Here is a 24,102-nt window from a genome sequence, read left to right on the forward strand (position 1 = left end):
CCCCGTTTTGGTTCACTCGACACCTCGCCGGCTGCGCCCAAACGTAGCCCGAGGGCGGCGGCTGGCAGAAATTCGCGTCTTTTCGGGGCCTTGGTTTGCTTCTTGCATTTTCCAGCCCATCGCCGGGACATCTACCTGCCATGATCAACGACGCCCTGCACCGCCTACTGCTGGACAACCTGACCACCGCGACCATTCTGCTCAACGCCGAGCTGCGCCTGGAGTACATGAACCCGGCCGCGGAGATGCTGCTGGCGGTCAGCGGCCAGCGCAGCCACGGCCAGTTCATCAGCGAGCTGTTCACCGAATCTCCCGAGGCCCTCAGCTCGCTGCGTCAGGCGGTCGAACAGGCGCATCCCTTCACCAAGCGCGAAGCCCAACTCACCTCGCTGGCCGGCCAGACGATCACCGTCGACTATGCGGTGACGCCCATTCTCAACCGCGGCCAGACCCTGCTGCTGCTGGAAGTGCACCCGCGCGACCGCCTGCTGCGCATCACCAAGGAAGAGGCGCAGCTGTCCAAGCAGGAGACCACCAAGCTGCTGGTGCGCGGCCTGGCCCACGAAATCAAGAACCCGCTCGGCGGCATCCGCGGCGCCGCCCAGTTGCTGGCCCGCGAGCTGCCGGAAGAAGGCCTGCGCGACTACACCAACGTGATCATCGAGGAGGCCGACCGGCTGCGGAACCTGGTCGACCGCATGCTCGGCTCGAACAAGCTGCCCTCCCTGGCCATGACCAACATCCATGAGGTGCTGGAGCGGGTCGCCAGCCTGATCGAGGCCGAGGCCCAGGGCAGCGTCACCCTGGTGCGCGACTACGACCCGAGCATCCCCGACCTGTTGATCGACCGCGAGCAGTTGATCCAGGCCATGCTCAACATCGTGCGCAACGCCCTGCAGGCCCTCTCGGCCCAGAGCGACCTGCGCCTGGGCCGCATCAGCCTGCGCACCCGCACCTTCCGCCAGTTCACCATCGGCCATACCCGCCATCGCCTGGTGGTAAAGGTGGAGATCATCGACAACGGTCCGGGCATTCCGCCGGAGCTGCAGGAAACCATCTTCTACCCCATGGTCAGCGGTCGCCCCGACGGCACCGGCCTGGGCCTGGCCATCACCCAGAACATCATCAGCCAGCATCAGGGACTGATCGAATGCGAGAGCCATCCGGGCCATACCGTGTTCTCGATCTTCCTGCCCCTGGACCAAGGAGCCGCACAGCCATGAGCCGCAGTGAAACCGTCTGGATCGTCGACGACGACCGCTCCATCCGCTGGGTGCTGGAGAAGGCCCTGCAGCAGGAGGGCATCACCACCCAGAGTTTCGACAGCGCCGATGGCGTGCTCACCCGCCTGTCCCGCCAGCAGCCGGACGTGATCATTTCCGACATCCGCATGCCCGGCGCCAGTGGCCTGGACCTGCTGGCCCGCATCCGCGACATGCACCCGCGCCTGCCGGTGATCATCATGACCGCCCACTCCGACTTGGACAGCGCGGTGGCCTCCTACCAGGGCGGCGCCTTCGAGTACCTGCCCAAGCCGTTCGACGTCGACGAGGCGGTGTCCCTGGTCAAGCGCGCCAACCAGCACGCCCAGGAACAGCAGAGCCTGGAGGCTCCGGCCTCGCTCTCGCGCACCCCGGAGATCATCGGCGAAGCGCCGGCGATGCAGGAGGTGTTCCGCGCCATCGGCCGCCTGAGTCACTCCAACATCACCGTGCTGATCAACGGTGAATCCGGCACCGGCAAGGAGCTGGTCGCCCACGCCCTGCACCGCCACAGCCCGCGCGCGGCATCGCCGTTCATCGCGCTGAACATGGCGGCGATTCCCAAGGACCTGATGGAGTCCGAGCTGTTCGGCCACGAGAAAGGCGCCTTCACCGGCGCGGCCAACCAGCGTCGCGGGCGCTTCGAGCAGGCCGACGGCGGCACCCTGTTTCTCGACGAGATCGGCGACATGCCGGCCGACACCCAGACCCGCCTGCTGCGCGTACTGGCCGACGGCGAGTTCTACCGGGTCGGTGGCCACACCCCGGTGAAAGTCGACGTGCGCATCATCGCCGCCACCCACCAGAACCTCGAGTCCCTGGTGCAGGCCGGCAAGTTCCGCGAGGACCTGTTCCACCGCCTCAACGTCATCCGCATCCACATCCCGCGCCTGGCCGACCGCCGCGAGGACATCCCGACCCTGGCCCGCCACTTCCTCGGCCGCGCCGCCCAGGAACTGGCCGTCGAGCCCAAGCTGCTAAAGAGCGAGACCGAGGACTACCTCAAGCATCTACCCTGGCCGGGCAACGTGCGCCAGTTGGAGAACACCTGCCGCTGGATCACCGTGATGGCCTCCGGTCGCGAGGTGCACATCGACGACCTGCCGCCGGAGCTGCTCACCCAGCCTCAGGAAAACGCCCCCGCCGCCAACTGGGAACAGGGCCTGCGCCAGTGGGCCGACCAGGCCCTGGCCCGCGGCCAGTCCAGCCTGCTGGACAGCGCGGTGCCGGCCTTCGAGCGAATCATGATCGAGACCGCGCTCAAGCACACCGCTGGCCGCCGCCGCGACGCCGCCGTGCTGCTGGGCTGGGGTCGCAACACCCTGACGCGCAAGATCAAGGAGCTGGGCATGAAGGTGGACGGCAGCGACGAGGACGACAGCGAGGACTGAACCCCAGCTGCACCATCGGAGCCGCGCGAATGGTGCGCGCGGTGCACCCTGCCGAGGTTCGGTGAGTCCGACGACCGCCATTGTCTCGGCTAGGTCTTTCGCCCGTCCTGTGCACACCTCTCCGCAGCGGGCCGACTCCACCCGCTCGACACGAACGGCTATCCTCTGAACGAAAGGTCAAAAAAGGGGTGCCTCGCTCGCCTCCTGCGCCGTCTTCTCGGCACACCATTCTTCTTGCCTGGCCGCCGTTCGCCCATGCCCTCATCGTTGCGATCCACACTGCGCCATCTCTGGGCGCGCGAGAAATTCACCTACGGCGTGCGGGTATTCATCGCCCTGGCCGGGGCCATGGCGCTGTGCTGGTATCTGGACCGCATCGCCTTCGTCATCCCGTTGTTCCTCGGCTGCATCGCCAGCGCCCTGGCCGAGAGCGACGACCACTGGCGCGGCCGCAGCCAGGCGCTGCTGGTGACCCTGACCTGCTTCGGCGCCACCGCCAGCGCCGTGCAACTGCTGTTCCCCTACCCCTGGTTGTTCGGCGGCGGGCTGGCCCTGGCGGCCTTCGCCATGACCCTGCTCGGCGGCATTGGCGAGCGCTACGCCGCGGTGGCCCAGGCCACCCTGATCCTGGCGATCTACACGGCCATCGGTCTGGAGCACCGCGGCGGCATGGCCGGTGGTTTCTGGCAGGAGCCGCTGCTGCTGATCGGCGGCGCCGCCTGGTACGGCCTGCTGGGCATCGTCTGGAGCGCGCTGTTCAGCCAGCAACCGGTGCAGCAGGCACTGTCGCGGGTGTTCGATGAACTCGGCGCCTACCTGCGCCTGAAGGCCTCGCTGTTCGAGCCGGTCAGGCAGCTCGACCTTGAGGCCCGTCGCCTGGAGCTGGCGCGGCAGAATGGCCGGGTGGTGACGGCGCTGAACCTGGCCAAGGAGATCATCCTCAACCGCATGAGCCGCAAGCGCAGCGGGCAGAAGACCAACCGCTACCTCAAGCTGTACTTCATCGCCCAGGATATCCACGAACGCGCCAGCTCCTCGCACTACCCCTACAACGCCCTGGCCGAGGCCTTCTTCCACAGCGACGTGATGTTCCGCTGCGGCCGCCTGCTCAGTCAGCAGGGCAAGGCCTGCCAGGCGCTGGGCCGGGCGATTCGGCTGCGCCAGCCATTCGACTACAACGACAACAGCCAGGCCATGGCCGACCTCGACGCCTCCATGACCTACCTGCACGAGCAGCAGAACCCCGCCTGGCGCCGCCTGCTGCGCTCGCTCGGCGCGCTGGCCAGCAACCTCGCCACCCTCGAGCGCAAGCTGTCCAGCGCCAGCAACCCCGACGCTCTGGCCGACGAACAGGACAGCAGCCTGCTCGACCGCTCGCCGCAGACCTTCAAGGAAGCCTTCGAGCGCCTGCGCCAGCACGTCACCCCCACCAGCCTGGTGTTCCGCCACGCCCTGCGCCTGTCCGCCGCGCTGCTCGCCGGCTACGGCCTGCTGCACTGGATTCACCCGCAGCAGGGCTACTGGATCCTGCTCACCACCCTGTTCGTCTGCCGCCCCAGCTACGGCGCCACGCGCCTGCGCCTGGTGCAGCGGGTCAGCGGCACGCTGATCGGCCTGGTGCTGGGCTGGGCGCTGATCCGCCTGTTTCCCGACCCACTGCTGCAATCGCTGTTCGCCGTCGGCGCCGGCGTGGTGTTTTTCACCAACCGGGTCGACCGCTACACCCTGGCCACCACCGCCATGACCCTGGTGGTGGTGCTCTGCTTCAACCAGATCAGCGACGCCTACACCCTGCTCTGGCCGCGCCTGGTGGACACCGTGCTGGGCACCGTGATCGCCGGCCTGGCGGTGTTCTTCATCCTGCCGGACTGGCAGGGTCGCAAGCTCAACCAGGTGCTGGCCAGCACCCTGAGCAGCAACAGCCGCTACCTGCTGCAGATCATGCAGCAGTACGAGTCCGGCGCCCGCGACGACCTCAGCTACCGCCTGGCCCGGCGCAACGCGCACAACGCCGACGCGGCGCTGTCCACCACCCTGTCCAACATGCTCCTGGAGCCCGGCCACTTCCGGAAGGACGCCGAGACCGGCTTCCGCTTCCTGGTGCTGTCGCACACGCTGCTCAGCTACCTGTCGGCCCTCGGCGCGCACCGCGCGAGCCTGGCCGACGACGCCAGCGACGCCCTGCACGACCGCGCCGTGGCCCATATCAGCCAGAGCCTCGACGCCATCGCCGCCGGCCTGCAGAGCGGCCAACCGGTGGCGGTCTATGACGAGACCGACCAGAACCTGGCCGAGGAGCTTGAGCAACTGCCCGACGAGATGGACGAGGGTCATCGTCTGGTGCAGGTGCAACTCGGGCTTATCTGCCGCCAGCTGGCGCCCCTGCGCACCCTGGTGGCGCACCTGCAGAAGGGCCCGGCCGAGCCAGCGCAGGCCAAGGCGGCATAAGGCGGCTCTCCCCCACGAATGGGAGAAGGCCCTGGAGCGGCGTTCGTCCTGTCGCCGTGCGACTTCTCTCGCGCTCGCGCGGTGGCGAGGCTCGCGCCGGCCGATGCCGATACAGGTGCTGCGTGCTTTCACGGAACGGCCTGACGATGCCGGTGAGCCGACCGCCCTCTCCCATGAATGGGGGAGGGGGCTGGAGCGGCGCTCGTGCCTTTCGCCGTGCGACTTCTCTCGCTCGCGAGGTGGCGAGGCGCGCGCCAGCCGATGCCGATACAGGTCCAGCCGTGTTATCGCGGAACAGCCTGACGATGCCGGTGAGCCGACCGCCCTCTCCCATGAATGGGGGAGGGGGCTGGAGCGGCGCTCGTGCCTTTCGCCGTGCGACTTCTCTCGCTCGCGAGGTGGCGAGGCGCGCGCCAGCCGATGCCGATACAGGTCCAGCCGTGTTTTCGCGGAACAGCCTGACGATGCCGGTGAGCCGACCGCCCTCTCCCCAACCCTCTCCCATGAATGGGAGAGGGGGCCGGAGCGGCGCTCGTGCCTTTCGCCGTGCGACTTCTCTCGCTCGCGATGTGGCGAGGAGCGCGCCAGACGATGCCGATACAGGTCCAGCCGTGTTTTCGCGGAACTGCCTGACGATGCCGGTGAGCCGACCGCCCTCTCCCCAACCCTCTCCCATGAATGGGAGAGGGGGCCGGAGCGGCGCTCGTGCCTTTCGCCGTGCGACTTCTCTCGCTTGCGAGGTGGCGAGGCTCGCGCCAGTCGATGCGATACATGTACTGCATGCTTTCACGGAATGGCCTGACGGTGCCTGCGCTTCGAATGCAGGCGACATAACACGCGCATAGTCGTCGCACGGCGCCTCGGCAGAAGCCACCCCTCTCCCGCCTGCGGGAGAGGGGCCGGGGGAGAGGGCCGGTCCCGCGCATCGCTCCCGCCCGGCCGACGACCGCGGCGCAGGCCGAGCGGCGCTTTCCGCTAGAATGCGCGGCTTTGCACTCATCGAGGTTCAGCCGTGTCCTTCTTCCCGGTCATAATCATCGGCGCCGGCGCCGCCGGCCTGATGTGCGCGGCGCAAGCCGCCGCACGCGGGCGCCAGGTCCTGCTGCTGGACCATGCCAACAAGCCGGGCAAGAAGATCCTCATGTCCGGCGGCGGCCGCTGTAACTTCACCAACCTGTACTGCGAGCCCGCCAACTTCCTCTCGCAAAATGCGCACTTCTGCAAGTCGGCCCTGGCCCGCTACACCCAGTGGGACTTCGTCGAGCTGGTGATCAAGCACGACGTGCCCTACCACGAGAAGAAGCTCGGCCAGCTGTTCTGCGACCGCAAGGCCAGCGACATCCTCAACCTGCTGCTGGCCGAGTGCGACGAGCACGGCGTCGACCTGCGCCTGGACACCTCGGTCGAGACCATCGGCAAGACCGATGCCGGTTACGCCCTGCACACCAGCGCCGGCAAGCTCACCTGCGAGTCGCTGGTGATCGCCACCGGCGGCCTGTCCATCCCCACCCTCGGCGCCACCGGCTTCGGCTATCAGGTGGCCAAGCAGTTCGGCCACAGCCTGCTGCCGACCCGCGCCGGCCTGGTGCCCTTCACCATCACCGAGCCGCAGCTCAAGGCGCTGTGCACCGAACTGTCCGGCACCTCGGTGGAGGACTGCGTGGTCAGCTGCAACGGCACGAGCTTCAAGGAAAACATCCTGTTCACCCACCGCGGCCTGAGTGGCCCGGCGATCCTCCAGATTTCCTCCTACTGGCAGCCGGGCGACGCCATCAGCATCAACCTGCTGCCGCACATCGACCTGCCCGAGTGGCTGGCCACCCAGCAGCGCGAACGTCCCAATACCGAGCTGAAGACCCTGCTGGCCGAGCTGTTCACCAAGAAGATGGCCGGCCTGCTGGCAGAGCAGTGGTTCGTCAGCAAGCCGCTCAAGCAGTACACCCCGGCGGAGCTGGAGGCGGTGGCGGCCAGGCTGGCCGAGTGGACCCTGGTGCCGGCCGGCACGGAGGGCTACCGCACCGCCGAGGTGACCCTGGGCGGCATCGATACCCGCGAGGTGTCGTCGAAGACCATGGAGTCGCAGAAGTCGCCGGGGCTGTACTTCATCGGCGAGGTGCTGGACGTGACCGGCCACCTGGGCGGCTTCAACTTCCAATGGGCCTGGGCCTCGGCCCACGCCGCCGCGCAGTACGCCTGACGGTTTGCCGGGCTCCCTCCACAGGGAGACAGGGCGCCTCCGATGCGCTCTACGCGCGCTAAGGACGGTAGGGTATACCGTGCGCACCGGCCGCTGCCGATCTACACCGCGGGCAACAGTTCGATAGAGCATGTTGCCCGGATGCAATCCGGGGGCGGTCCGCCTGTATTCCCGGATTGCATCCGGGCTACGGCTCTACGCCTACCTGGACCGCCGGCAGCAGCTCGATAAACCGCCGCATCAGTTCGTGCATGTCCCCCGGCCAGCGCCCGGACACATAGTTGCCATCGCGCACCACCCAGGCCGGGCGGCTGTCTTCCGGTGTGTCGCGGTGCAGGCCGCTGGTCTTGCGCCAGAAGTCGGGAGCGTCCTTCGGCACGTCGAGAAAATCCGCCGGGCTGGCCAGCAGGCGTCCCACCTCGCCCTGCACGCTCATGTGCCCGGCCGGCTCGCCCGCGGCCTCGGCGTAGGTGCGGTAGTAGTCGCCCTGCCACCAGCGGCCATAGAAGCGGGTCAGGTCCCAGGCGGTCTTCTCCATCTTCCAGGTCAGGCCGGTGGTCTTGCGCCCGTGCAGCGCCGAGCGACCGTCCGCGCCCTTGCTGCGCGCGGCCAGCAGCACACCGTGGCAGACCGCCGCGACCGGCTTGTCGGCGGCGAAATAGGCCGCGACGAAGGCCTGCAGCGTCTCGCTCTCCAGGTATTCGCGCATGCCCCGGGCCCAGTGGCCGCCGGGCAGCACCAGGCCGGCGAAATCCTCGACGCGCAGGCGCTCGTGACGCAACGGCTGGAGATAGTCTGGATCGCGCAGCATCTCGGCGCAGACCAGGCGGGCTTCGCGACGGGCGCGCAGCAGCAGGCCGAGCAGCTTGAGCCGACGCAGCCCCGGCACCAGCCCCCAGGCATCCAGGCCTTCGCCGCTGAGCATCAGCGGGTCCGGCTCGGCGGGCCGGCCATCCGGCGTGGCGAAGCACACCCGGTAGCCGGCGCGGCGCAACGCGCGCCAGGCCAGGGCGGCCTCGCTGGGGTCGTAGTCGCGGCGCGGCAGGGGCATCAGGACGCAGGGTGCGGGCATGGCGAATTCTCGAGGAAAGATGGGCACAGACCATAGCAGCCCCCGGCCGCCGCGAGCAGGCCGATCGCGACAGCGCGCCGCGCCGGCGCTGCCAGTTGTGATCACATCCGGCTTGGCGCACGCCGTGGCGCTCTGCCACTATTGGCCACCGGCTCACCGCCATGGACCCCCGATGCGCTCCGCCCTGTCTTCGCTGCTGCTTCTGTTCTGCCTGCTGGCCACGCCCGGCTGGGCCGCGACCCTGCAGCTGACGGACCACACCGACGCCCTGCCGCTGTACGGCGTGGCCGACTACCTGGCCGACCCCGAAGGCCGTCTGCAACTGGACGAGCTGATCGCCCACCCCGAGCGCTTCACCTCCAGCGCCACGCGCCGCGACCTGGGCTTCGGCTACGTCAGCGGCGCCATCTGGCTGCGCGTGGAGGTGGAGTCGACGGCCAGCCATCCGGGACGCTGGCGGCTGGAAGTCGACTATCCCTCGCTGGACCGGGTGCAGCTGTTCGACGTGGGCCGCGACGGCATTCGCCTGGGCCACGCCGGCGACATGGTGGTGTATGACCAGCGCAGCGTCGGCAATCGCACCCCGGTGTTCGACCTGCACCTGCAGCCGGGCGAACGCCGCACCCTCTATCTGCGCGCCAGCTCTTCCGGCAGCATGACGCTCGCCACCAGCCTCTACAGCCTGGCCGAGCACGAGCAGCACAGCATCCGCGGCTACCTGGCCCAGGCCATCTACCTCGGCGCCCTGCTGGCGCTGGGCAGCTACAACCTGCTGCTGTTCATCGCCCTGCGCGAGCGGCCGTTCATCTACTACGTGCTGTTCGTCTCGACCTTCTGCATCGGCCTGCTCGGCCTCAACGGCCTCGGCGCCCAGCTGCTCTGGCCTGGCGCGGGCTGGTGGACCAACCGCGCGCTGCCGTTCGGCATCAGCGCCGCCGGCGCCATCGCCCTGCTGTTCGCCCGCAGCTTCCTCGACACCCGCCGCTGGCTGCCGCGCTGGGACCGGTTCCTCGGCCTGTGGTTCGCCGTGGTGTTCAGCTGCGCCCTGTCCACCCTGCTGCTGCCGGTGCCGCTGGCGCTGAAGGCCATGTCGATCTTCGGCGTCAGCGTCTGCGCGGTGCTGCTCAGCGTGGCCTTCGTCAGCGTACGCCGGCGCGTGCCGGGCGCCGGTTTCTTCGCCCTGGCCTGGACCATGCTGCTGTGCGGCGCGGCGCTGATGGCCCTGCGCAATTTCGCCCTGATCCCTTCGAACTTCTTCACCCTGCACGCCATGCAGATCGGCTCGATGCTGGAGATGATCCTGCTGTCCTTCGCCCTCGCCGCGCGCTTCAACGCCCACAAGCGCCAGCGCGAGGCGAGCCTGCAGGCCCAGGAGCGCCAGCTGGAGCGGCGCGTGGCCGAACGCACCGAGGAGTTGGCCGCCGCCAACCTGCGCCTGCAGGCCCTGGCCCTGCAGGACCCGTTGACCGGCCTCGCCAACCGCAACGCCCTGCAGCAGCATCTGGAAATGGCCCTGCGCCGCTCCCTGCGCAACGGCGAGCCGCTGGCGGTGATGCTGATCGACCTGGACGGTTTCAAGCCGATCAACGACCAGCACGGCCATGCCCTCGGCGACCAGGTGCTGGAGCAGGTGGCGCAGCGCCTGCAGAACTGCGCCCGCGATTGCGACCTGCCGGCCCGCCTGGGTGGCGACGAATTCGTTCTGGTGTGCGAGGCGCTCGCCTCCGACGAGGCCGCCCGCGAGGTGGCCGAACGCATCCTCGTGCGGCTCGGCCAGCCCATCGCCACGCCGGCGGGCGAGGTGCGCGTCGGCGCCAGCATCGGCATCGCCCTGAGCCGCGGCGAGGGCAGCCCCACCCAGCTGATCCGCCAGGCCGACATGGCCATGTACCAGGCCAAGGCCGAGGGCCGCAACCGGGTGCGCATCGACGGGTCGCCGAGCGTCTAGCAGACGGACGAGGCGTTTTAACCGCCATCTGTATCGCGCCAGCCGGCGCGGCGCGTGCCAGCATGCCGACTCCGTCCGCAGGAGCTCCGGCATGCACGCCACACTCGATGCCCTCGCCGCCTTTCCCGATCAGCTGGCCGCCCATTTCGCCAGCTTTCCCGACCCGTATCGGCACTGGGCGCCGGCCTGCTGGGACGGCGTACCCAGCGAACCCTTCACCGCACTCGAGCAGCTCTGCCATGTGCTCGACGTGGAGGTAGAGGGCTACCAGCGACGCATCCGCCGCACCCTCGAGGAAGACAACCCGCTGCTGGTCTCGCTGGACGGCGAGGCCATGGCCCGCGAGCGCCGCTACGCCGAGGCGGATGCCGAGGCCGTGCTGGCCGACTTGCGCCACGCGCGCCGCGAGACCCTGGCGCTGATCGGCTCGATCACGCCGGAGCAGTTCCGCCGCCGCGCCCGCTTCGAAGGCTATGGCGAAACGACCCTGCGCGGCCTGGTGCACTACCTGTGCAGCCATGACCAGCAACACCTGGCCGGCCTGCAGTGGCTGCTCGGCAAGATCGAGGCGCGGGCCGGCCTGTGACAGAATCGCAGCCCCACCGGACACGACCGCGACGCCCATGACCCTCAGCTGGCACACCAAGCACCATCGCGAGCTCGACACCCACGAGCTCTACGCCCTGCTCGAACTGCGCACCCGCGTCTTCGTGGTCGAGCAGAACTGCCCCTACCAGGAAGTGGATGGCCAGGACCTGGTCGGCGACACCTGTCACTTGCTGGCCTGGCGCGACGGACAACTGCTGGCCTACCTACGCCTGCTCGACCCGGCCCGCCACGACGGCGAGGTGGTGATCGGCCGCGTGGTGATCGCCCCCGAGGCGCGCGGCGATGGCCTCGGTCATACGCTGATGGAGCACGCCCTGCAGGCCTGCGCCGCGCGCTGGCCCGGGTTGCCGGTGTATCTCTCGGCCCAGGCGCACCTGCAGCGCTATTACGGCCGCTACGGCTTCGTCGCCGTCACCGAGGAATACCTGGAAGACGACATCCCGCACATCGGCATGCGCCGCGGCCCGCCGGGCTGCTAACCTGCCCGCCCCGCCACACGCCGACTAGCACCATGGACAAGCATCTGCTGCAACAGCTGGTCTGCCAGCGCCTCGAAGCCGACCTCGACCTGCTGGTCGCCGCCGCGGAGACCGCGCGCCAGGCGGCGACCCACGAAGAGAGCAAGGCCGAGAACAAGTACGATACCCGCGGCCTAGAGGCTTCCTACCTCGCCGCCGGCCAGTCGCGCCGGGTCGAGGAGATCCGCCACGCGCTGGCCGCCTGGCGCACGCTGCAGATGCGCCCCTACGACGATGACCAGGGCATCCAGCTCGGCGCGCTGATTCACCTGGCCGACGCGCAGGATCGCCGCCAGTGCCTGCTGCTGGGCCCGGACGGTGCGGGCCTCAAACTGCAACTGGCCGGCCAGGAGGTGTTGCTGATCACCGCCCAGGCGCCGCTCGGCCAGCAGTTGCTGGGCCGCGGGCCGGGTGACGAGGTGAGGCTGGGCCAGGCGCCCTGGCGGATCGTCGGCGTAGCGTGAGCCCGCTCAGGGCACGTTGACCCCGAGTGGCGTCGCCAGGCGCGCCAACTCTCCCGAGGCCACCAGCGCGGCGAAGGCCTGGTCGAAGCGCTGGCGCAGCGGGTCGTGGCCGGGCCCCCGGGGAAAGGCGAAGTAGCCGCGCTGCACGTCGATCAGCGGCGCCAGCTCGACAATGCGCCCGCGCAGCCCGAGTGCCTGCAGCAGCGGCACGGTGTTGCGCTGATTGCTGGCGAGCAGGTCGATGCGCCCGGCATCGAGCATACGCAGGCCGTTGCGTACCGTTTCGACCGCCACCGGATGCAGGTCCGCGCGCCGCGCTTCGAACCGGCTGCCATAGATCCATCCGCGCACCACGGCGAGGCGCCGGCTGCCGAGGCTGGCGTAGTCGCCGTTCCAGGTGATGCGCTTGTCGCCACGCACGTAGAAGACGATGCGGTCCTGGTAGAAGGGCGCGGCCGCGAAGGCGAACCGCGCCTCGCGCTCGGCGGTGCGGTACGGGCCGACCAGGATGTCCGCCTGCCCCAGCTCCACCATGCGCTGCGCGCGGGTCCAGGGATACAGCTCGAAGCGCAGCTCGGCGCCGAGTTGCACGGCGATCTGGCGCAGGATCGCCGGCGCCAGGCCGTGGACGTCGCCGTCATCGCCCTGCTCGAATATCTGCGGAAACGGCGTACCGACCACCAGCCATTCCCGCGGCTGCGCCTGGGCGGTCAGCGCGCCGACAACGAGGCCGAGCAGCAGGACACGGCACCAGCGGCGCATGGCGCTCAGGCCGTCCCGGCGCCGTCGGCGCTCAACAGGTAGGCCTCGAAGCCCAGCTGGTTGAGCAGGTGCACCGCCAGCTCGCTGCGGATGCCGCCCTCCGGCGTGACGATGTAGCAGGTGTCGCGCTCCAGGGCATCGGCGTGGGTACGCAGATTGGCCACCGGCAGGTTGAGGCTGTCCGGCAGATGGCCGAGGCGGTATTCGACGGCCAGGCGCACGTCGAGCAACAGGTGCTTGCGCTCCAGGCGCTCCAGTTGCGGACCGTCGATGCGCGGGATCAGGCTGGGCCGCACCAGTTCGACGAACAGGTCGCGGTGCAGCCGCGCCAGTTCGCCGTCCTCCAGCATGATCACGCTGGCCGAGCGCACCGCGCCGCTGACCAGCGCCTCCTCGCCGAAGAAGTCACCGCTCGCCAGTTCCTGGGTGGGCTGCTCGCGATAGGCCTGCGGCAGGCTGATGCGCGCGCGGCCCTGCTTGATCACGTAGAAATGCTCGCCCGGCTCGCCGTAGCTGACGACCGCCTCGCCGGCGCGCGCCGGCAGGTACTCGAAGCGCGCCAGCAGCGCGTGCAGGTGCGACGGCGGCAGGCGGCCGAACAGCGGCGTGCTGAGCAGGCGCGCCAGCCAGTCGTCCTCGCCGTGCGCCTCGACCATGCCCTCGCCGCCCAGGCTGCTGACCTGGTAGGCGGCCTCCTGGCTCCAGCCGAGCAGGCGTTCGAGCAACTGATGCTCGACGGCGAACAGGCGCACGTCGGTGATCGCCTTGACGCCGTGCGGGTTGACCTGACCGGGGTTGAGCGGCAGGTGCGCATGCGGCGAGCCGCCTTCGAGGGTCTGCCGGCCGGGGCCCACATCCACCGCCACCTTGCCTTCCAGCAGGTAATACTGGGCCAGCGCACGCTCGCCCTTCTGCAGCAGCTGGGTGCCGGCCGGGCGCTGCAGGTACTTGAGGCTGGCGTGCAGCTGCTGGCGGTAGGCCGGGGTGAGGAAATCCATCGGACTGAAGCTGCTCAATTGCTCGGGCGTGAGCGGGGCGCTGCTCATGGCGCTTCTCCTGCATCGGGTTCGACCACTATGGCATCGGCCATCGGTAGCGCTCCAGTCCTTTGGTCGCGCCGGAAACAGCGCGCGTTCTAGCGGGTGTTTTTGCACAGAGGCCGGGGATGGCTCTGTGGATAAGCCGGGGATGACCGGCGCCGAAGCGCAGCCGCAGCGGCCTGCAGAAGGCTGCTCATTTCTTGCCCAGACGCCAGTGGAAGTACAGGCTGGAGAGCCAGGACAGCAGGCTCGCCGTCGCCAGAAACAGGAAGACCGTCGCCTTGACCCGGTCCTGCGGGTCGTCTCTGTCGACGAGCAGCCCGAACAGCAGGCAGACGCCGATCAGGTGCAGGGGCAGCCAGCTGTAGGACAGGCGCCGAAGACGGTTGGCCACCAAGAGGTAGCTGATGAGCGGCGCCAGCAGGACCAGCGGAATCACGCCCCAGAGCGGCGAGGCGCGCGCTTGCTCCGAGACGAACAGCAGGCAGACCACCACCGCCAGCAGCCCGTACGCCAGGCTGAAACCCTTGTACCAGCCATAACCCCGAGGCTTTCCGGCAGGCGCCGCGGAGTCGCTGCGCAACGTGCTACGCGGTGTCGCGTAGGGATTGATCTCGTCCATGAGCATTTCCTCTAGATCAGGAGGCCATCTCGCGCCAGGTCAGGTACAGGCGCAGGTCGAACTCCAGCTGGTGGTAGTCCGGCAGCATGTGCTGGCACAGCTTGTAGAAGGCCTTGTTGTGTTCGGCCTCTTTCAGGTGCGCCAGCTCGTGCACCACGATCATGTTGAGAAACTCCGGCGCCGCGTCCTTGAACAGCGCGGCCACGCGGATCTCCTTCTTCGCCTTGAGCTTGCCGCCCTGCACCCGCGAGACTGCCGTATGCAGGCCGAGGGCGCGGTGGGTCAGGTCGAGGCGGTTGTCGTACAGCACCTTGTCGATGGCCGGCGCGCTGCGCAGGTACTCCTGCTTGAGCTCCACCGTGTAGCCGTACAGGGCCTTGTCGCTCTGCACCTGATGGCGATCGGGATAGCGCTTGGCCAGGTAATCGCCGAGGCGACCTTCGGCGACCATCTGCATCACCTGTTGCTGCAGGTGCGGTGGATAGCCCTGGAGGTATTTGAAGGGTGTAGTCATGGCGAGGGGTCTGTTCACGTTCCGTTCACGAGCCGCGTTGCTGGGCAAATCACGCCAGGCCGGGCGGCGTTCCGCCAGGCGCGGGACGCTGGCAAGGGCGGTTGCGCAACAACGCAGGGCGTCATCTTGCGCGCAACCCGTAGGGACGGGCCAGCTTTTGCGCGGAGCGTCGTTGCTCGAACGACCGAACCTCGCGTCTCGCGCGATCCCCATGGATGGTGTGAATGCCGTAGCCCGCCGGGAGCCGGCTCGGCCTGGCTCCGCGCAAAGACGGGCTCCGTCGCGGCCGTGAACGAAACTTGAACACGGCCGCCCTCAGGCAGCCGCCCGCGGCGAACGGTCAGCGCACCTTGAAGCGGCTGACCAGTTCCACCAGGCGGCGATTGGAGGCCAGCAGCGCATCGGCGCTGCGGTCCGCCTGCTGCCCGCCGGCGACCAGGTCGTCGACCATGTGGCGGATGGCGACCATGTTCTGGTTGATCTCCTCGGTCACCGCGCTCTGCTCCTCGGCGGCGGTGGCGATCTGCGCGCTGAGGTCGTGGATGCGGCCGACCGACGAGGCCATGTCGTCGAGGCCGACGTTGACCCGCGCGGTGCGGTCGGCGGTGGCCTGGCAGCTGGCCTTGGTCTGCTCCATGGCCTGCACGGCGGAGCTCACGCCCTGCTGCAGCTTGGCCAGCATCTCGTTGATCTCCGAGGTGCTCTGCTGGGTGCGGCCGGCCAGGGCGCGCACCTCGTCGGCGACCACGGCGAAGCCGCGGCCCTGCTCGCCCGCGCGAGCCGCCTCGATGGCCGCGTTGAGCGCCAGCAGGTTGGTCTGCCCGGCAATCTCGCCGATCACCCCGAGCACATCGTTGATGCGCCGGGCGTCCTGCTGCATGGCCAGCACCCGCGCGGTGGCGCTTTCCACCTCGTCGACCAGGGCCAGCACGCTGGTCGAGGCCTCGGCCACCACCTGCTTGGACTGCTCGGCGTTATCGTTGGCATTGCGGGTGAAGGCAGCCGTCTCGGTGGCACTCTGCGCCACGGTGTCGGCGGTCGAGCTCATCTCGGTAATGGCCGTCACCGCCTGGTCGGTCTCGTTGGCGTGGCGGGTCAGCACCTCGTTGGTGTGGCGCGACTGCTGCTGCAGCTGCGCCAGCTCCTCGGCGATCACCGCCGAGGCCTGGGTGACGTCGGCGATCATGTTCTGCAGGTAGGCGATGAAGCGGTTGACCGACTCGCCGACCGCGTCCATCTCGTCCTGGCCCTTGAGGGCGATGCGCCGGGTCAGGTCGGCGTCGCCGGCGGACAGCGAATCGATGTTGCCGCGCAGCACGTGCAGGCGCTGCATCAGCTGATGGATGGAGAACAGCATGATGGCCAGCAGCAGGATCACCAGCGGCACCTGGATGTAGGCCAGGGTGCTCAGCACGTCGGCGCTGTTCTCGGTCAGCAGGTGAGTCGGCAGCGCCGCCGCCAGCAGCCAGGGCGTGCCGGGGATGGGCTGCAGGTAGAAGGTCCAGTCATCACCGGCGTTGTCGAACTCATGCTTGTACAGCGCCTCGCGGCCGATCTTGCCGAGGCCCGTCTGGATCTCGCCGACGAACGCCGACTGCCCGGCCAGCTCGGAGACATTCTTCAGCACGATCTCGCCGCCGATGCGCGCCTGGTTGCTGAGGATCTTGCCGTCCGGCTCGACGATCATCACCTCGCCCTGGATTTCCTTCTCCTTCTCCGCCACCAGGTTGTTGAAGAAGCCCAGCGTCACGTCGATGGTGGACACGCCGAACAGCGCGCCGTCCTTGCGGATGGCCATGGCGCAGTTGGTGCGCGGCTGGGCGCTGGCGTCGTCCTTGTAGGCGGCGGCCCAGGCGCAGCGCCCCGCCGGCGCCTGCTGCCCGGCACGGTGCCAGGCCTGCTCGTAGTAGGCGGGCGCCTCGTCGGAGTTCCAGTAGGTGTTGACCGTCATCTGCCCGCTGGCGTCGCGGTGGAAGAAGGTGCTGTGCTTGTCGCGCTCCGAGCGCTTCTGCGCCAGCGGCCAGATGCCGCCGCCGAACACCTTGGGGTCGCCGTACTGGTCGACCAGGCCGGGCACCACGGCGTCGATGCTGTCGCTGTCGAGCAACGGGATGGTCTGGGTGATGCTGCGCGACTGCGCCTCGACCCTGGCCAGTTCGAAGAGGATGCTCTCCGAGATAGTACTGACTTGGTTCAACACCAGCTGCTCTTCCGCGGCCTTCAGCTTGGGCGCAACGAAATGACGAATGCCTTCCTCGGTGAGAAGAAACACCACCGCGATGAAGGCCACAAAGATGAGGGTGTAGCGGGCCTGGATTGTTTTTATTGAGCCCATGGTTGCTCCTGCTCGGTGAATGCCGATTCTGCGGCCCGGATGGCCTGGTGGCAGCATATCCCGGTTATCGACCGCTCCGCACCGGGCTTGAAGGGTGGCGGCGAAAGTCGCGGGCGGTCCACTGGAGTCGGGGACGAAGCTCGCACGACATTCTTGTCCGCCGCGCCGCACTGTCTCGCCGACTAGTCCGCGCAGGCGCGGATCGCGGCGTCCTGCAATAGCGAGCAGGGCCGGTCGGCCAGGTAGCTGCGGTAGACCCGCAGCAGCTGCGCCGCGTCGTAGCGGCACCGTGCGACACGGCACTCGGCGTCGAACTCGAAGCGACTGTCGGTCGGCTCGGCCAGGCGGATGGAGAGCGCCGGCCAGTCGCTGGGCGGGGCATCGGCCGGGGTGAACAGAAGACGCTGCCGACGCTGCACCAGATGGCCGCCGGCCGCGGCGTAGTCGAAGACGAACAGCAGGGTGCGCGAGACCTTGGTGGTGCACTCGGCACGCGCCACGCAGCGCTGCGGGTCCGGAGCAGGCTGCGCCGGGGCGGGACCGGGCGAGTCCGTCGCCGGCCGCTGCGTGCAGCCGAGCAGCACCATGCAGGCCAAGGCCATGATGAACAGTCTCATACGCAGCTCTCCGTAGGGCGCGCCGCGCGCACCGTCTGGCGCCTCCACGTGAGGCGCATCCCTAAACGAGAAAGCCCCGCAGAGCGGGGCTTTCGGTACAGCGGGCCGCTTAGTTGACCTTGGCGGTCAGCTCGCCGCTGGCGTAGCGCTGGTACATGCCTTCCAGGGAGATCGGCTTGATCTTGGAGGCGTTGCCGGCGGTGCCGAAGGCTTCGTAGCGGGCGATGCAGATGTCACGCATGGCGACGATGGTCTTGGCGAAGAACTTGCGCGGGTCGAACTCGCTCGGCTGCTCGGCCATCATGCGGCGGATGGCGCCGGTGGAGGCCAGACGCAGGTCGGTGTCGATGTTGACCTTGCGTACGCCGTGCTTGATGCCTTCGACAATTTCCTCTACCGGCACGCCGTAGGTTTCCTTGATGTCGCCGCCGAACTCGTTGATCACCTTCAGCCACTCCTGCGGAACCGAGGAGGAGCCGTGCATCACCAGGTGGGTGTTGGGGATGCGCTTGTGGATTTCCTTGATGCGCTCGATGGAGAGCACGTCGCCGGTCGGCGGCTTGGTGAACTTGTAGGCGCCGTGGCTGGTGCCGATGGCGATGGCCAGGGCGTCGACCTGGGTGCGCTTGACGAAGTCGGCAGCCTCTTCCGGGTCGGTCAGTAGCTGGCTGTGGTCCAGCACGCCTTCGGCACCGACGCCGTCTTCTTCACCGGCCATGCCGGTTTCCAGGCTGCCCAGGCAGCCCAGTTCGCCCTCTACGGACACGCCGCAGGCGTGGGCGAAGGCGACCGTCTGCTGGGTGACGCGGACGTTGTAGTCGTAGTCGGCCGGGGTCTTGCCGTCTTCCTTCAGCGAGCCGTCCATCATCACCGAAGAAAAGCCCAGCTGGATGGAGCGCTGGCACACGTCGGGGCTGGTGCCGTGGTCCTGGTGCATGCACACCGGGATGTGCGGGAATTCTTCGATGGCGGCCAGGATCAGGTGGCGCAGGAAGGGCGCGCCGGCGTATTTGCGGGCACCGGCGGAGGCCTGGACGATCACCGGGGAGTCGGTTTTGTCGGCCGCTTCCATGATCGCGCGCATCTGCTCGAGGTTGTTGACGTTGAAGGCCGGCACGCCATAGCCGAATTCGGCGGCGTGGTCGAGCATCTGGCGCATGCTGATAAGTGCCATCTGTGAAGCTCCCAAATCAGGGTCGTTAGGTGTGCAAGCCTGCCGCAGGGGCGGGCCTTGTTCAAGTTTTCGGGAATCGGGCGTCCGCCCTCCCTGCCCCGCGCGCCGTTCGACACGCGGGATTCGAATCCGACGGGCCGCTGGCCCGCCGCACTGCCGGCCCGGACCATGGTCCGAACCGCGGGTTACCATTATTACTGCGCCGTGCAGCCGCGACCGATCAGGTCATCGTCCGCCACCCGGTACACCAGGCCTTCCTCGCCCTTGCTGTGGAAGGCCAGGACGCCGTCGCTATAGAGCGCGCCAGAACCCGAGGGTTCGCGCTGCAGGCGATGGACGATGTCGTCGCCGCCCAGGCGCAGGTCAACCGCCTCGTCGCCCACCGGCCGCCACAGCACTTCGGCCTGGCTGTCGCAGACCCAGCGGGTCCAGTGGTCGCCGGGTTCCGGCTGGCCGGCGCAGGCGCCCAGCAGCAGGGCGACCGGCGCCAGGATCAAAGCTCTCATGCACGCTCCGTGTCAGGGGCAGTTTTGCTGCTCACCCACATCCAGGGTAGGGTCGCCGGTGCTCTGCGCCTCGACCCGCTGATCGTCCTGGGTGGTCGGCAGGATGATATCCGGCGGGCTCAGCACTTCGCAGGTGCTGGGGCCCGAGCCGTTGCCAGTGCAACCGGCGAGGCCGGCAAAGAGTAACAGTATCGCGAACTGACGCATGACCTAGCTCCTTTCTCCGGGGTTCCTCTGCAAGGGACCGCGGAGACGGGAACTTGGTTTAGCGCCGATGCGTTAGCGGGCGCGCTCTTCCAGTACCGCGACCGCCGGCAGCACCTTGCCCTCGACGAATTCGAGGAAGGCGCCGCCACCGGTGGAGATGTAGCTGATCTGCTCGTTCACGCCGTACTTGTCGATGGCCGCCAGGGTGTCGCCGCCGCCGGCGATGGAGAACGCCGGGCTCTCGGCGATGGCCTGGGCCAGCACCTTGGTGCCGTTGCCGAACTGGTCGAACTCGAACACGCCGACCGGACCGTTCCACAGGATGGTCTTGGACGACTTCAGCAGCTCGGCGAACTGCGCGGCGGTCTGCGGGCCGATGTCGAGGATCATGTCGTCGTCGGCGACGTCGGCAATGGCCTTCACGGTCGCTTCGGCGTCTTCGGCGAAGGCCTTGGCCACCACCACGTCGACCGGCAGCGGCACGCTGACCTTGGCCGCGATGGCATTGGCGGTGTCGACCAGATCGGCCTCGTACAGCGACTTGCCGACCTTGTGGCCCGCGGCCGCGAGGAAGGTGTTGGCGATGCCGCCGCCGACGATCAGCTGGTCGCAGATCTGCGCCAGGCTGTTGAGCACGTCCAGCTTGGTGGAGACCTTGGAGCCGGCGACGATGGCGGCCAGCGGACGCTCGGGGCTCTTCAGGGCCTTGCCCAGGGCGTCCAGCTCGGCGGCCAGCAGCGGGCCGGCGGCGGCGACCTTGGCGAACTTGGCCACGCCATGGGTCGAACCCTCGGCGCGGTGGGCGGTGCCGAAGGCGTCCATCACGAACACGTCGCACAGGGCGGCGTATTGCTGGGCCAGCTCGTCGGCGTTTTTCTTCTCACCCTTGTTGAAGCGCACGTTCTCGAACAGCACGATGTCGCCGGCTTTGACCTCGACGCCGCCCAGGTAGTCCTTGACCAGCGGTACTTCGCGGCCCAGGGCCTTGCTCAGGTAGGCGGCGACCGGCGCCAGGCTGTTCTCCTCGGAGAACTCACCCTCGGTCGGACGGCCCAGGTGCGAGCAGACCATCACGGCCGCGCCCTTCTCCAGGGCCAGCTTGATGGTCGGCAGCGAGGCGAGGATGCGCGCATCGCTCTTCACCACGCCGTCCTTCACCGGCACGTTGAGGTCTTCGCGGATCAGCACGCGCTTACCGGCGAGGTCGAGGTCGGTCATCTTGAGAACGGTCATGGTCAGTCCTTCAGAGGGGGCTGGTTAGTTGGAAGTCGTGGAGACGGCGAGGAAGTGTTCCGCGACGTCGAGCATGCGGTTGGCGAAGCCCCATTCGTTGTCGAACCAGGCCAGCAGGTTGACCAGGCGCGGGCCGGACACCCGGGTCTGGCTGCCGTCGACGATGGCCGAATGGGCGTCGTGATTGAAATCGCAGCTGGCGTGGGGCAGCTCGGTGTAGGCCAGCAGGCCCTTGAGCGGGCCGGCCTCGGCGGCCTGGCGCAGGACCCGGTTGATCTCTTCGGCCGAGGTATCGCGGGCGGTCTGCAGAGTGATGTCCAGGCACGAGACGTTGACCGTCGGCACGCGGATGGCCTTGGCCTGGATGCGCCCGGCCAGTTTCGGCAGCAGGCGCTCGATACCCCGCGCAAGGCCGGTGGACACCGGAATCACCGACTGGAAGGCCGAGCGCGTGCGGCGCAGGTCCTCATGGTGATAGGCGTCGATTACCGGCTGGTCGTTCATCGCGGAGTGAATGGTGGTGATGGAGACGTACTCCAGACCCACCGCCTCGTTGAGAAGTTTCAGCAGCGGCACGCCACAGTTGGTGGTGCAGGAGGCGTTCGACACCAGGGTCTCGGCGCCGCTCAGGCAGTGCTGGTTGACGCCGAACACCACCGTGGCGTCGACGTCCGCCTCGCTGGCCATCGGCTGGGAGAACAGCACCCGCGGCGCGCCGGCCGCCAGGAAGCGCTCACCGTCGGCGCGGCTGTGCCATACGCCGGAGCATTCCAGCACCAGGTCGATGTCCAGCGCCGCCCAGTCGATGGCCTCGGGCTCGCTCTGGCGCAGCACCTTCACGCAGTCGCCATTGATGTGCAGGCAGTCGCCGTCGACTCTCACCTCGCCGGGAAAACGGCCGTGGGTGGAGTCGAAACGGGTCAGGTACTCGATGCTGGCCTGGTCGGCCAGGTCGTTCAGCGCGACGATCTCGAAACCGGCCGCGGCGCCGCGCTCGTGCAGGGCGCGCAGCACGCAACGGCCGATGCGGCCGTATCCGTTGAGGGCGACTTTGAGAGGGCGTTTGGCCATGGTTTCTTCGTCGGTCTGGCAGGTGGAAAACCGCTTCGCGGGTTTTCCACCCTACGCAAGGATGGAGTCACGTAGGGTGGATGGCCGCGGCCATCCACCACCACATGGCGCTTACGCGTCCAGCAGCTCGGCGGCGTTCTCCAGGATGTTCTCCAGGGTGAAGCCGAAGTGCTCGAACAACGCAGGCGCCGGGGCGGACTCGCCGAAAGTGGTCATGCCGATGACGCGGCCTTCCAGGCCCACGTACTTGTACCAGTAGTCCGCGTGCGAGGCTTCGATGGCGATGCGCGCGCCGACCTGCAGCGGCAGCACGGCCTGCTTGTAGCCGGCGTCCTGCTGGTCGAACACGCTGGTCGACGGCATGGACACCACGCGTACCTGGCGGCCCTGCTCGGTCAGCTTGCCTGCGGCCTCTACGGCCAGGCCGACTTCCGAACCGGTAGCGATCAGGATCAGCTCCGGCTCGCCGGCGCAGTCCTTGAGCACGTAGGCGCCACGGGCGATGTCGGCGACCTGCTGGGCATCACGGGTCTGGTGCGGCAGGTTCTGGCGGCTGAAGACCAGCGCGGACGGGCCGTCGTTGCGCTCGATGGCGTGTTTCCAGGCCACCGCAGATTCCACGGCGTCGGCCGGGCGCCAGGTGTCGAGATTCGGCGTGCCACGCAGGCTGGCCAGCTGCTCGATCGGCTGGTGGGTCGGGCCGTCTTCGCCCAGGCCGATGGAGTCGTGGGTGAACACGTAGAGCACGCGCTGCTTCATCAGCGCGGACATGCGCACGGCGTTGCGCGCGTACTCCATGAAGATCAGAAAGGTCGCGCCGTACGGGATGAAGCCGCCGTGCAGAGCGATGCCGTTCATGATGGCGCTCATGCCGAACTCGCGCACGCCGTAGAACAGGTAGTTGCCCGCGGCGTCAGTGGATTCCACGCCCTTGCAGCCCTTCCACAGGGTCAGGTTGGAGCCGGCCAGGTCGGCGGAGCCGCCGAGGAATTCCGGCAGCAGCGGGCCGAAGGCGTTCAGCGCGTTCTGGCTGGCCTTGCGGCTGGCGATGGTTTCGCCCTTGGCGGCCACTTCCTGCACGTAGGCGGCGGACTTCTCGGCGAAGTCGGCCGGCAGCTCGCCAGCCAGGCGGCGCTTGAGCTCGGCGGCCAGTTCCGGGTGGGCGGCGGCGTAGGCTTTGAGCTTGTCGTTCCAGGCGGCCTCGCGGGCGGCGCCGGCTTCCTTGGCATCCCACTCGGCGCGGATGTCGGCGGGAATCTCGAACGGGCCGTGGCTCCAGTTCAGCGCGGCGCGGGTGGCGGCGATCTCGTCGTTGCCCAGCGGGGCGCCGTGGCACTCTTCCTTGCCGCCCTTGTTCGGCGAGCCGAAGCCGATGACGGTCTTGCAGCAGATCAGGGTCGGGCGGTCGGTGGATTTGCGCGCGGTCTCGATGGCGATCTTGATTTCTTCGGCGTCGTGGCCGTCGACATTGCGGATCACCTGCCAGCCGTAGGCCTCGAAGCGCGCCGGGGTGTCGTCGGTGAACCAGCCGTGAACCTCGCCGTCGATGGAGATGCCGTTGTCGTCGTAGAAGGCGATCAGCTTGCCCAGGCCCAGGGTGCCGGCCAGCGAGCAGACCTCGTGGCTGATGCCTTCCATCATGCAGCCGTCGCCGAGGAAGGCGTAGGTGTGGTGGTCGACGATGTCATGGCCCGGGCGGTTGAACTGCGCGCCCAGCACCTTCTCGGCGATGGCGAAGCCCACGGCATTGGCGATGCCCTGGCCCAGCGGGCCGGTGGTGGTCTCGACGCCTGGGGTGTAGCCGTATTCCGGGTGGCCCGGGGTGCGGCTGTGCAGCTGGCGGAACTGCTTGAGGTCGTCTAGCCCTAAGTCGTAGCCGGTCAGGTGCAGCAGCGAGTAGATCAGCATCGAGCCGTGGCCGTTGGACAGCACGAAGCGGTCGCGGTCGGCCCAGTTCGGGTTCTGCGGGTTGTGCTTCAGGTAGTCACGCCACAGCACTTCGGCGATGTCGGCCATGCCCATGGGGGCGCCGGGGTGGCCGCTGTTGGCCTTTTGCACGGCATCCATGCTGAGGGCACGAATGGCATTGGCTCGCTCACGACGGCTGGGCAT

21 protein-coding genes and 1 pseudogene are annotated in these 24,102 nt (G+C 68.3%); 8 read left to right on the forward strand and 14 right to left on the reverse strand.

Going from position 1 to position 24,102, the window contains the following annotated elements:
• Nucleotides 1-140 precede the first annotated feature (140 nt).
• The 4 genes from glnL to NF616_RS04265 all read left to right on the forward strand — a co-directional run bounded on the left by glnL (nt 141) and on the right by NF616_RS04265 (nt 7,298).
• Nucleotides 141-1,223, forward strand: coding sequence for a nitrogen regulation protein NR(II) (gene glnL, locus NF616_RS04250; protein ID WP_252271814.1), 1,083 nt, complete (start codon nt 141-143; stop codon nt 1,221-1,223).
• A complete protein-coding gene (gene ntrC / locus NF616_RS04255) occupies nt 1,220-2,653 on the forward strand; it encodes a nitrogen regulation protein NR(I) (RefSeq protein WP_252271815.1) in 1,434 nt (477 codons plus the stop codon). The genes glnL and ntrC overlap by 4 nt, the downstream gene beginning before the upstream one ends.
• A gap of 255 nt (nt 2,654-2,908) precedes the next feature.
• The gene (gene yccS / locus NF616_RS04260; RefSeq protein WP_252271816.1) at nt 2,909-5,101 is read left to right on the forward strand and encodes a YccS family putative transporter; all 2,193 of its coding nucleotides are present in this window, start codon (nt 2,909-2,911) and stop codon (nt 5,099-5,101) included.
• Nucleotides 5,102-6,113: 1,012 nt separating this feature from the next.
• Complete coding sequence (locus tag NF616_RS04265) at nt 6,114-7,298, forward strand: BaiN/RdsA family NAD(P)/FAD-dependent oxidoreductase (protein WP_252271817.1); 1,185 nt, start codon at nt 6,114-6,116, stop codon at nt 7,296-7,298.
• Between the two features lie 187 nt (nt 7,299-7,485).
• On the opposite strand, the gene NF616_RS04270 is transcribed toward NF616_RS04265, so the two are convergent.
• Nucleotides 7,486-8,370: a type 1 glutamine amidotransferase domain-containing protein gene (locus NF616_RS04270; RefSeq protein WP_252271818.1), complete on the reverse strand. Its 885-nt coding sequence runs from the start codon at nt 8,368-8,370 to the stop codon at nt 7,486-7,488.
• A gap of 172 nt (nt 8,371-8,542) precedes the next feature.
• On the opposite strand from NF616_RS04270, the gene NF616_RS04275 reads away from it, so the two are divergent.
• The 4 genes from NF616_RS04275 to NF616_RS04290 all read left to right on the forward strand — a co-directional run bounded on the left by NF616_RS04275 (nt 8,543) and on the right by NF616_RS04290 (nt 11,909).
• Nucleotides 8,543-10,318 carry a 7TM diverse intracellular signaling domain-containing protein gene (locus NF616_RS04275; protein ID WP_252271819.1) on the forward strand — a complete coding sequence of 592 codons (1,776 nt, stop codon included), beginning with the start codon at nt 8,543-8,545 and terminating at the stop codon, nt 10,316-10,318.
• 91 nt (nt 10,319-10,409) lie between these two features.
• The gene (locus NF616_RS04280; protein ID WP_252271820.1) at nt 10,410-10,904 is read left to right on the forward strand and encodes a DinB family protein; all 495 of its coding nucleotides are present in this window, start codon (nt 10,410-10,412) and stop codon (nt 10,902-10,904) included.
• A 37-nt stretch (nt 10,905-10,941) separates the two neighbouring features.
• Nucleotides 10,942-11,406, forward strand: a complete 465-nt coding sequence (locus NF616_RS04285; RefSeq protein ID WP_252271821.1) for a GNAT family N-acetyltransferase — start codon at nt 10,942-10,944, stop codon at nt 11,404-11,406.
• 32 nt (nt 11,407-11,438) lie between these two features.
• Nucleotides 11,439-11,909, forward strand: a complete 471-nt coding sequence (locus NF616_RS04290; protein ID WP_252271822.1) for a GreA/GreB family elongation factor — start codon at nt 11,439-11,441, stop codon at nt 11,907-11,909.
• A 6-nt stretch (nt 11,910-11,915) separates the two neighbouring features.
• Here the strand turns inward: NF616_RS04290 and NF616_RS04295 are convergent, their stop codons facing one another.
• The 13 genes and pseudogenes from NF616_RS04295 to tkt form a co-directional block, all read right to left on the reverse strand.
• On the reverse strand, nt 11,916-12,671 hold the full coding sequence (locus NF616_RS04295) for a substrate-binding periplasmic protein (protein ID WP_252271823.1): 756 nt from the start codon (nt 12,669-12,671) through the stop codon (nt 11,916-11,918).
• A 5-nt stretch (nt 12,672-12,676) separates the two neighbouring features.
• A complete protein-coding gene (locus NF616_RS04300; RefSeq protein ID WP_252271824.1) occupies nt 12,677-13,717 on the reverse strand; it encodes a cyclic nucleotide-binding domain-containing protein in 1,041 nt (346 codons plus the stop codon).
• Between the two features lie 187 nt (nt 13,718-13,904).
• On the reverse strand, nt 13,905-14,333 hold the full coding sequence (locus tag NF616_RS04305; RefSeq protein WP_252271825.1) for a hypothetical protein: 429 nt from the start codon (nt 14,331-14,333) through the stop codon (nt 13,905-13,907).
• Between the two features lie 16 nt (nt 14,334-14,349).
• On the reverse strand, nt 14,350-14,847 hold the full coding sequence (locus tag NF616_RS04310) for a YgjP-like metallopeptidase domain-containing protein (protein WP_252272468.1): 498 nt from the start codon (nt 14,845-14,847) through the stop codon (nt 14,350-14,352).
• Nucleotides 14,848-15,187: 340 nt separating this feature from the next.
• A complete protein-coding gene (locus tag NF616_RS21335) occupies nt 15,188-16,033 on the reverse strand; it encodes a methyl-accepting chemotaxis protein (protein ID WP_434091868.1) in 846 nt (281 codons plus the stop codon).
• 15 nt (nt 16,034-16,048) lie between these two features.
• Nucleotides 16,049-17,239 (reverse strand): annotated as a pseudogene (locus NF616_RS21340) (cache domain-containing protein); the annotation flags it as partial.
• 125 nt (nt 17,240-17,364) lie between these two features.
• A complete protein-coding gene (locus NF616_RS04320; protein WP_252271827.1) occupies nt 17,365-17,799 on the reverse strand; it encodes a hypothetical protein in 435 nt (144 codons plus the stop codon).
• A gap of 109 nt (nt 17,800-17,908) precedes the next feature.
• Entirely contained in the window at nt 17,909-18,973 is a 1,065-nt protein-coding gene (gene fba, locus NF616_RS04325; protein WP_252271828.1) for a class II fructose-bisphosphate aldolase, read from the reverse strand.
• 194 nt (nt 18,974-19,167) lie between these two features.
• Nucleotides 19,168-19,479 (reverse strand): MliC family protein, encoded by a 312-nt coding sequence (locus NF616_RS04330; RefSeq protein WP_252271829.1) that lies wholly within the window; start codon nt 19,477-19,479, stop codon nt 19,168-19,170.
• Nucleotides 19,480-19,491: 12 nt separating this feature from the next.
• Nucleotides 19,492-19,686 carry a hypothetical protein gene (locus tag NF616_RS04335; protein WP_252271830.1) on the reverse strand — a complete coding sequence of 65 codons (195 nt, stop codon included), beginning with the start codon at nt 19,684-19,686 and terminating at the stop codon, nt 19,492-19,494.
• A 72-nt stretch (nt 19,687-19,758) separates the two neighbouring features.
• The gene (locus NF616_RS04340) at nt 19,759-20,919 is read right to left on the reverse strand and encodes a phosphoglycerate kinase (RefSeq protein WP_252271831.1); all 1,161 of its coding nucleotides are present in this window, start codon (nt 20,917-20,919) and stop codon (nt 19,759-19,761) included.
• 24 nt (nt 20,920-20,943) lie between these two features.
• Nucleotides 20,944-21,990: an erythrose-4-phosphate dehydrogenase gene (epd, locus tag NF616_RS04345; protein WP_252271832.1), complete on the reverse strand. Its 1,047-nt coding sequence runs from the start codon at nt 21,988-21,990 to the stop codon at nt 20,944-20,946.
• Nucleotides 21,991-22,101: 111 nt separating this feature from the next.
• Nucleotides 22,102-24,102, reverse strand: a complete 2,001-nt coding sequence (gene tkt, locus NF616_RS04350) for a transketolase (RefSeq protein WP_252271833.1) — start codon at nt 24,100-24,102, stop codon at nt 22,102-22,104.

Origin of the sequence: Pseudomonas subflava (assembly GCF_023823685.1) — a bacterium.
Taxonomy (GTDB): domain Bacteria; phylum Pseudomonadota; class Gammaproteobacteria; order Pseudomonadales; family Pseudomonadaceae; genus Aquipseudomonas; species Aquipseudomonas subflava.

What these genes read in the sequence shown, in the direction of transcription:
- NF616_RS04330 (WP_252271829.1), bottom strand. Translation starts at nt 19,479, where the DNA reads ATGAGAGCTTTGATCCTGGCGCCGGTCGCCCTGCTGCTGGGCGCCTGC.
- NF616_RS04340 (WP_252271831.1), bottom strand. Translation starts at nt 20,919, where the DNA reads ATGACCGTTCTCAAGATGACCGACCTCGACCTCGCCGGTAAGCGCGTG.
- NF616_RS21335 (WP_434091868.1), bottom strand. Translation starts at nt 16,033, where the DNA reads ATGATCGCCGACGTCACCCAGGCCTCGGCGGTGATCGCCGAGGAGCTG.
- NF616_RS04290 (WP_252271822.1), top strand. Translation starts at nt 11,439, where the DNA reads ATGGACAAGCATCTGCTGCAACAGCTGGTCTGCCAGCGCCTCGAAGCC.
- NF616_RS04335 (WP_252271830.1), bottom strand. Translation starts at nt 19,686, where the DNA reads ATGCGTCAGTTCGCGATACTGTTACTCTTTGCCGGCCTCGCCGGTTGC.
- ntrC (WP_252271815.1), top strand. Translation starts at nt 1,220, where the DNA reads ATGAGCCGCAGTGAAACCGTCTGGATCGTCGACGACGACCGCTCCATC.
- NF616_RS04285 (WP_252271821.1), top strand. Translation starts at nt 10,942, where the DNA reads ATGACCCTCAGCTGGCACACCAAGCACCATCGCGAGCTCGACACCCAC.
- NF616_RS04275 (WP_252271819.1), top strand. Translation starts at nt 8,543, where the DNA reads ATGCGCTCCGCCCTGTCTTCGCTGCTGCTTCTGTTCTGCCTGCTGGCC.
- NF616_RS04320 (WP_252271827.1), bottom strand. Translation starts at nt 17,799, where the DNA reads ATGAGACTGTTCATCATGGCCTTGGCCTGCATGGTGCTGCTCGGCTGC.
- yccS (WP_252271816.1), top strand. Translation starts at nt 2,909, where the DNA reads ATGCCCTCATCGTTGCGATCCACACTGCGCCATCTCTGGGCGCGCGAG.
- NF616_RS04280 (WP_252271820.1), top strand. Translation starts at nt 10,410, where the DNA reads ATGCACGCCACACTCGATGCCCTCGCCGCCTTTCCCGATCAGCTGGCC.
- NF616_RS04300 (WP_252271824.1), bottom strand. Translation starts at nt 13,717, where the DNA reads ATGAGCAGCGCCCCGCTCACGCCCGAGCAATTGAGCAGCTTCAGTCCG.
- NF616_RS04270 (WP_252271818.1), bottom strand. Translation starts at nt 8,370, where the DNA reads ATGCCCGCACCCTGCGTCCTGATGCCCCTGCCGCGCCGCGACTACGAC.
- NF616_RS04295 (WP_252271823.1), bottom strand. Translation starts at nt 12,671, where the DNA reads ATGCGCCGCTGGTGCCGTGTCCTGCTGCTCGGCCTCGTTGTCGGCGCG.
- tkt (WP_252271833.1), bottom strand. Translation starts at nt 24,102, where the DNA reads ATGCCCAGCCGTCGTGAGCGAGCCAATGCCATTCGTGCCCTCAGCATG.
- epd (WP_252271832.1), bottom strand. Translation starts at nt 21,990, where the DNA reads ATGGCCAAACGCCCTCTCAAAGTCGCCCTCAACGGATACGGCCGCATC.
- glnL (WP_252271814.1), top strand. Translation starts at nt 141, where the DNA reads ATGATCAACGACGCCCTGCACCGCCTACTGCTGGACAACCTGACCACC.
- NF616_RS04310 (WP_252272468.1), bottom strand. Translation starts at nt 14,847, where the DNA reads ATGACTACACCCTTCAAATACCTCCAGGGCTATCCACCGCACCTGCAG.
- NF616_RS04305 (WP_252271825.1), bottom strand. Translation starts at nt 14,333, where the DNA reads ATGGACGAGATCAATCCCTACGCGACACCGCGTAGCACGTTGCGCAGC.
- fba (WP_252271828.1), bottom strand. Translation starts at nt 18,973, where the DNA reads ATGGCACTTATCAGCATGCGCCAGATGCTCGACCACGCCGCCGAATTC.